The organism is Bradyrhizobium erythrophlei (genome assembly GCF_042430365.1).
GTDB lineage: Bacteria > Pseudomonadota > Alphaproteobacteria > Rhizobiales > Xanthobacteraceae > Bradyrhizobium > Bradyrhizobium erythrophlei.
The window spans coordinates 1-6,267 of sequence record NZ_JBHMET010000128.1; the positions used below are offsets into that span (position 1 = coordinate 1).

The 6,267-nt window shown below is 61.1% G+C and carries 5 protein-coding genes; all 5 read right to left on the minus strand.

Going from position 1 to position 6,267, the window contains the following annotated elements:
- Positions 1 to 275: 275 nt before the first annotated feature.
- Genes ACFFWD_RS19795 through ACFFWD_RS19815 form a run of 5 tightly spaced genes read right to left on the minus strand, consistent with a single transcriptional unit; the run spans position 276 to position 5,969 of the window.
- Positions 276 to 1,247, minus strand: a complete 972-nt coding sequence (locus tag ACFFWD_RS19795; RefSeq protein WP_376968170.1) for an ABC transporter ATP-binding protein — start codon at positions 1,245 to 1,247, stop codon at positions 276 to 278.
- Entirely contained in the window at positions 1,244 to 2,260 is a 1,017-nt protein-coding gene (locus ACFFWD_RS19800) for an ABC transporter ATP-binding protein (RefSeq protein WP_376968174.1), read from the minus strand. The genes ACFFWD_RS19795 and ACFFWD_RS19800 overlap by 4 nt, the downstream gene beginning before the upstream one ends.
- A complete protein-coding gene (locus ACFFWD_RS19805; protein ID WP_376968171.1) occupies positions 2,260 to 3,201 on the minus strand; it encodes an ABC transporter permease in 942 nt (313 codons plus the stop codon). The genes ACFFWD_RS19800 and ACFFWD_RS19805 overlap by 1 nt, the downstream gene beginning before the upstream one ends.
- The gene (locus ACFFWD_RS19810) at positions 3,167 to 4,126 is read right to left on the minus strand and encodes an ABC transporter permease (RefSeq protein ID WP_376968172.1); all 960 of its coding nucleotides are present in this window, start codon (positions 4,124 to 4,126) and stop codon (positions 3,167 to 3,169) included. The genes ACFFWD_RS19805 and ACFFWD_RS19810 overlap by 35 nt, the downstream gene beginning before the upstream one ends.
- Positions 4,127 to 4,178: 52 nt before the next feature.
- Positions 4,179 to 5,969, minus strand: coding sequence for a peptide ABC transporter substrate-binding protein (locus ACFFWD_RS19815; protein ID WP_376968173.1), 1,791 nt, complete (start codon positions 5,967 to 5,969; stop codon positions 4,179 to 4,181).
- Positions 5,970 to 6,267 lie beyond the last annotated feature (298 nt).

Consider the following 6,267-nt stretch of genomic DNA (forward strand, 5'->3'; position numbering starts at 1 on the left):
CAGTTCTGGCAGGTATTGGCTTTGCAGGACGCGCGGTCGGCTGGATACTGAGCTACTCGGACCTTCGCAAGATGGCCAAGCTGATCCCGATGCAAACCCTAAAGCCCGCATAAAGGCCGGCAAAGCCGTTCGGCCGCACGGCGCTGGCGCCAATACAACGGATTACTGCCGCCATTTTTCAACAGAATCGGCCCAGAAGCTGACATTTGCGCTCACTGCCCCGCTTCCGGTCTGCGAAGGCCAAGAGGATAAGAGGTCGCGATCGTTCCCTCAGTTCAGCGGAAGTGACAAGCCACCCAGTGCCCTTCGGCGCTTTGCTTGAGCTTGGGCACCTCCTTGCTACAGAGTGGAAACTGCGCGATCGGGCATCGGGTATGAAAAGGACAGCCGGATGGGGGCCGAAGTGGGCTCGGCACCTCACCACGCAGCCTGATGCGTTGGCGCTTCGATTCCGGATCGGGGATCGGGACCGCCGACAGGAGGGCTTCGGTGTAGGGGTGCTTTGGCGATGCGTAAAGCGCACGTGCCGGCGCCGTCTCGACGATGCGGCCGAGATACATCACGGCAACGCGGCGGCTTATGTGCTCGACGACCGACAGATCATGGGCGATGAAGAGATACGCCAGTCCGAACTTCTGCTGCAGGTCCTCCAACAGATTGATAACCTGGGCCTGGATCGAGACGTCGAGCGCCGAGACCGGCTCGTCGCAGATGATCAGCTTCGGTTCGACCGCGAGCGCCCGCGCAATCCCGATGCGCTGGCGCTGGCCGCCGGAGAACTCGTGCGGATAACGGGTCATGTGATCCGCCTCAAGCCCGACGGTTTCGAGCAGATGTGCGACGCGCCCCTCGAACTGGCGCTTGCTCTTCGCCAGCCGGTGAATGATCAGGGCTTCGCCGATGATGGCGCCGACGCTCATGCGCGGGTTGAGCGAGGCATAGGGGTCCTGAAAGATGATCTGGATGTCGCGACGAAGCGCGCGAAGCTCCTCGCGGGTCAGTGACAGCACGTTTCTGCCGTCGAACTGGATGTCGCCTGACGTCGGCTCGATGAGGCGGAGCACGCAACGACCCGTGGTCGACTTGCCGCAACCGGATTCGCCGACCAGCCCGAGCGTCTCGCCCGCTTCAATGTGAAAATCGACGCCGTTGATCGCGTGGATACTTCCGGTTTGACGCCGCAAGAGGCCGCCGTGGATCGGGAACACTTTGATCAGATTCTGGACGCTGAGGAGCGGCTCGCTCATTGCACGACAATCTCCTCGGCGCGGATGCAGGCCACCTTGTGTCCTGGCTCGATCTCGCGCAGCTCCGGTTGAGCGCGCCTGCATTCATCGACGGCAAATGGGCAGCGCGGCGCGAAGCGACAGCCTTGTGGTGGATCGATCAGATTCGGCACAACGCCGGCGATGGTCTCGAGCCTCCTCTTGCGTTGGACTGCGAGATCAATTCGAGGGATCGAGCGGATCAGGCCCTGCGTATAGGGATGACGCGGATTGGCGAACAGGCGATCGACGGCCGCCTCCTCCACGACCTTGCCGGCATACATCACCGCGACACGCTGCGCCACCTCGGCGACGACGCCCATGGCATGGGTAATCAGCATGATCGACATACTGAGGCGAGATTTCATGTCCTGCAGGAGATCGAGAATTTGCGCCTGAATGGTCACATCCAGTGCGGTCGTCGGCTCATCCGCGATCAGGAGCTTGGGATTGCATGACAGCGCCATGGCAATCATCGCCCGTTGCCGCATCCCGCCAGAGAAGTGATGCGGATAATCATTGATGCGACGTTGCGGATTGGGAATCTGGACCAGCGAGAGCATCTCGATCGCCCGGTCCAACGCCGCGCGGCGGCTCAATCCCTGGTGCAGCTCAATCACCTCGCCGATCTGATCGCCGATTGTGTAGACCGGATTGAGCGAGGTCATCGGCTCCTGGAACACGATGGCGATCTCCTTGGCGCGAACGCGGTTGATCTCGTCGGCATTGAGCGGAATGAGATCGCGCCCTTGCCACAGGATCTCGCCGTCGACGATACGCCCCGGCGGCATCGCGATCAGTTTCAAAACCGAGAGCGCGGTCACCGTCTTGCCGCAGCCGGATTCGCCGACCACACAGACGGTCTCGCCGCGCCCAATGGAGAGGTCAACCCCGTCGACTGCGCGCAGCATGCCGTCATCGGTCGCAAAATGAGTCTTGAGACCCCTGATATCCAGCAGCGGGCCATTCGTCGGGATCATCGGAACGGCAATCATCACATCACCCTCCGGGGATCGAGCGCGTCGCGCAGGCCGTCGCCAATGAAGTTGATCGCAAGCACGGTGAGGAAGATGGCGCCGCCCGCGAACAGCGCCCAGTGCGGCGCGATGTCGAGATAATCCTTGGCGTCGTACAGCAGGCGGCCCCAGGTCGGAATGTCAGGCGGAAACCCGAGGCCGAGGAACGATAGTGTCGACTCCGCGATGATCGCCGCCGCGACGTCGATGGTGCCGGCGACGATCACGGGCCCCAATGCATTGGGAAGAATGTGCCTGACGACAAGACGCAGGTTGGACGCGCCGAGCGCGCGCGCGGCTTCGACGAACTCCTTCTCGCGCAGCGACAGAAACTGCGCCCGCACCAGGCGGGCCACCGGCATCCAACGAAATCCTCCGATCACCAGCACGATCAGGATGAATACGCCGCCCTCGGGGCCCACCAGGCCTCTAAGGAAATCGCGGAAGAGATAAATCACGAGGAGGAGCAGCGGCAGTTGCGGCAGCGACAGGAACAGGTCCGTGATCCACATCAGGGCCGCGTCGACGCTGCCCCTCGACATGCCGGCGATGGCGCCGATGATGGTGCCGGCAATCACAGCCACCGCCATGGCCGCGAAGCCAACCGCGAGCGAAATCCGGCCGCCGTAGAGCGTGCGGGCCAGCAGATCCTGGCCGAGATCGTCGGTGCCGAATGGGTGCTCCCACGACGGCGCGCTCAAGCGCGCGGTGAAGTCGATTTCGTTGATCGGCACGCGCCAGACGAGCGGCCCGACAAGTATCGACAGCGCCAGCACCGCCAAAACCACCACGCTCATTGCCGCCAGGCGATGGCGCCGGAACCGCCGCAACGATTCGCGTCCCGGCGAGAAGCGTCGCCCCCGGCTTGCAAGCGGGACAGCCGCCTCAACGGTAGGAGATGCGTGGGTCAAGCCAGCCATAGACGATATCTGCCAACAGGTTGAAGAGAACGACGAGACAGGCGAAAACGAACGTCACCGCCATGATCACCGGCGTGTCGTTCGCGAGGATCGCGCTAATCAAGAGCGAGCCAATTCCGGGAATGCGGAAAATCTGCTCGGTGACGATGGCGCCGCCGAACACCGACGGCATCTGTAGCGCGACCAGCGTCACGACAGGAATAAGGGCATTGCGCAGCACGTGCTTGACGATGACCTTGCGTTCCTTGAGTCCCTTGGAGCGCGCGGTCGTGACGTAGTCGAGCCTGATGACGTCAAGCACCGCTGAGCGCACGTATCTCGTGTAGGACGCGGCCTGGAACAGGCCGAGGACGGCAATCGGCATGATTGCCTGCTTGAAATAATCCCAAAACCAGTGCCAGCCGGTGGCGCTGATATCGACCCGATAGACGAACGGCAGCCAACCTAGATTGACGCTGAAGATCAGGATGAACAGCAAGCCGGTGAAGAAAGTCGGCAGCGAAAAGCCGATGAAGGCAACCGTGTTGGCGATCTGGTCGAACATCGAATACGGCCGCCTGGCTGCATAAACGCCGACCGGCAGCGCGACCGCGAGCGCTAAAAGCTGCGCCGAGCCCACGACATAGAGCGTCGTCGGGATGCGCTGCAGGATCAATTGGTCGACATCGACGCGGCTGGCGAACGAAAAACCCCAGTCGCCATGCAGCATCGCGACGAGCCACCGCAGGTAGCGGACTATAATGGGATCATCTATCCCGAATTTCACCCGCAGCGCCTCCCGAACCTCGGGCGGAATGTTCGGATTGGTCGCAAGTTCTCCGAAGGGATCCCCCGGGGCCAGGGCGAGCAGGACAAAAAGAATGAGGCTGATGCCGAGCAGGCTGGGAAGAGCTATGATGAGACGCCTGAGGAGGTAGTTTCCCATCGCTGGTCCTGCAACGATCTGCGGGTGAGCTCAGTCGCGTCATGCGGTTCTGTCACGTCTCCCGATACCAGTTCGCCAATTGCCAGAGGTCGTTGTCCCAGCCGCTGAGATGCGCGGTCGTGCCCCTCTTCAGGGCGGTCACCCTCGGCCGATAAACTTCCGGCAGGATGTAACGATCGCCGACGACCATATCGTTGAGCTTGATGAATATTGCGGCGCGCTTCACTGCATCAAGCTCGCGCTCAGCTTGAAGATAGAGATCGTCATAGTCCTTGCTTTGCCAGCGGGAAATGTTCCGTCCCTGCCACTTGTTCTCCTGGCGCGCGACTTCCCATGACACGAATTGATTCATGAAGCGCTGCGGATCGGGTTGCAGCATGGTCGTCGTGTACATCTGGGCATCGCAGTAGAAATGCGCGTAGGTATCGGGATTGGCGGTATCGCTTGAGAAGAACACGGACGCAACCACCGACTTGAGCTCGACCTCGATGCCGGCCTTCTGGCAGGCCTGCTTGATAATGGCCTGGTTCTTTTGCCGGGGCGCGTTGATGGACGTCTGGAACACGAATTTGAGTTGTTTTCCGTCCTTCGCCCGAATGCCCTCCGCACCCCTTTTCCAGCCCGCCATCTCGAGGATCTGATTGGCCTTCTCGATGTTGAACTCGAACCTGGTGTTTTTCGATCTGAAGCGCTCGGGGTTGTTGAGGAAGTTCGCCGTGGCAACCGCCGTGCGGCCGTAGATGAACTTCTCAACCGAGGCGCGATCGATCAGAAGGTTGATGGCTTCGCGCACGGCCGGATCCGAGAACAGGGGATGCCTGGTCTTAGCGCTGGCGCGCTCGCCGTCCACCTCGACTGCAGGATCGGTGAAGTTGAGCAGGATGAATTCGACATTGCCGGTGGGAACGATCGCCACCTTGCCTTTGCCGCCGTTTTCCAGCCTGAGCAGGATCTCGTCCTCCACCTGCATATTCCAGGCGTAATCAAATTCGCCGGTCTGCAGCACGGCGCGCGCCGCCGATACGGCGTCGCCTCCGCCCTTGATCTCCAGCGCGTCGAAATACGGCCTGTTGGGGAGGTGATAATTGGGATTGCGCTTACCCAAGACGATATCGCCGGGTTTGAAATCGACGAAGAGGTAGGGGCCGGTGCCGACCGGTTTCAGGTTGGTCGGCGCGTCGCGCGACTTGCCGCCGACATAACCCGCAAACAGATGCATGGGGATGATGATGCCGGCTGCACTGACAAAAGCGTCGGCCCAGAACGGCGTCGGCTGCGCGAAGATCATGCGAACCGTATAATCGTCGATCTTCTCGACCTTGATGTCCTTGTAGCTGCCAATCGTAACAGCCGCGGTCTCCGGATTTCGCGCATATTCCCAGGTAAAGACCACGTCGTCTGCCGTGAATGGCGCGCCGTCATGCCATTTGACACCCCGTTTTAGCTTCCAGATGACCGAAAGGCCGTCCTCCGCAAGACCGTCATTCTCCTTGCTCGGAATTTCGGCTGCGAGGATCGGAACCAGGTTGCCGTCTGCATCCCACCCGGCCAGGGGTTCGTAGAAGACGCGAGAAGCCTCCTGATCTTTGGTCCCCACCGCGAAATGCGGATTAAGCAGGGTCGGCGCCTGCCAATAGAGCAGCTTGAGCGCGCCGCCACCGCCAGCCTTGGTTGGCTTGTAGGGAATTGCGCTCTCGGCCATGGCGACCCCCGATTGGCTCAACATCATGCTGGCCATCGGTGCGGTGAGACCGACCGCAATCATGCGCTGCACAAATGCTCGGCGTGACAGGCGCCCAGCCTTGACCCCTGCGATCAGGCTTCGAAGTTCCCGCTCGTTCATGGGATCGGCTCCACGGTGATGCTGAATGCCAACTTCACCTCTCCATGCGGAAGCCTGGAGCACGGAGACATTCGATCACCTTAAGCCCTTCCTGTCAAAGCAGAATCCGGGCCTACCTTGGACTAACTGCCGGCGGAGCGCGAACCGATCCAACAACGGCGCAGCGCTGCCTTGCCGCTGCTCGAAGCTGCTGCTTGCGGCTGGACTTTCCGCATAGGGAAGCGGCAGGGCTGCAAAGGAGTCTGCTAGACTGTATGTCCCCTCCACAAAATGAGGCGACTCACCCTCGATGTTGCAA

Bases quoted from the DNA above. Each gene is read 5' to 3' on its own strand.
- ACFFWD_RS19810 (WP_376968172.1), bottom strand. From the start codon at position 4,126: ATGGGAAACTACCTCCTCAGGCGTCTCATCATAGCTCTTCCCAGCCTG.
- ACFFWD_RS19800 (WP_376968174.1), bottom strand. From the start codon at position 2,260: ATGATTGCCGTTCCGATGATCCCGACGAATGGCCCGCTGCTGGATATC.
- ACFFWD_RS19815 (WP_376968173.1), bottom strand. From the start codon at position 5,969: ATGAACGAGCGGGAACTTCGAAGCCTGATCGCAGGGGTCAAGGCTGGG.
- ACFFWD_RS19795 (WP_376968170.1), bottom strand. From the start codon at position 1,247: ATGAGCGAGCCGCTCCTCAGCGTCCAGAATCTGATCAAAGTGTTCCCG.
- ACFFWD_RS19805 (WP_376968171.1), bottom strand. From the start codon at position 3,201: ATGGCTGGCTTGACCCACGCATCTCCTACCGTTGAGGCGGCTGTCCCG.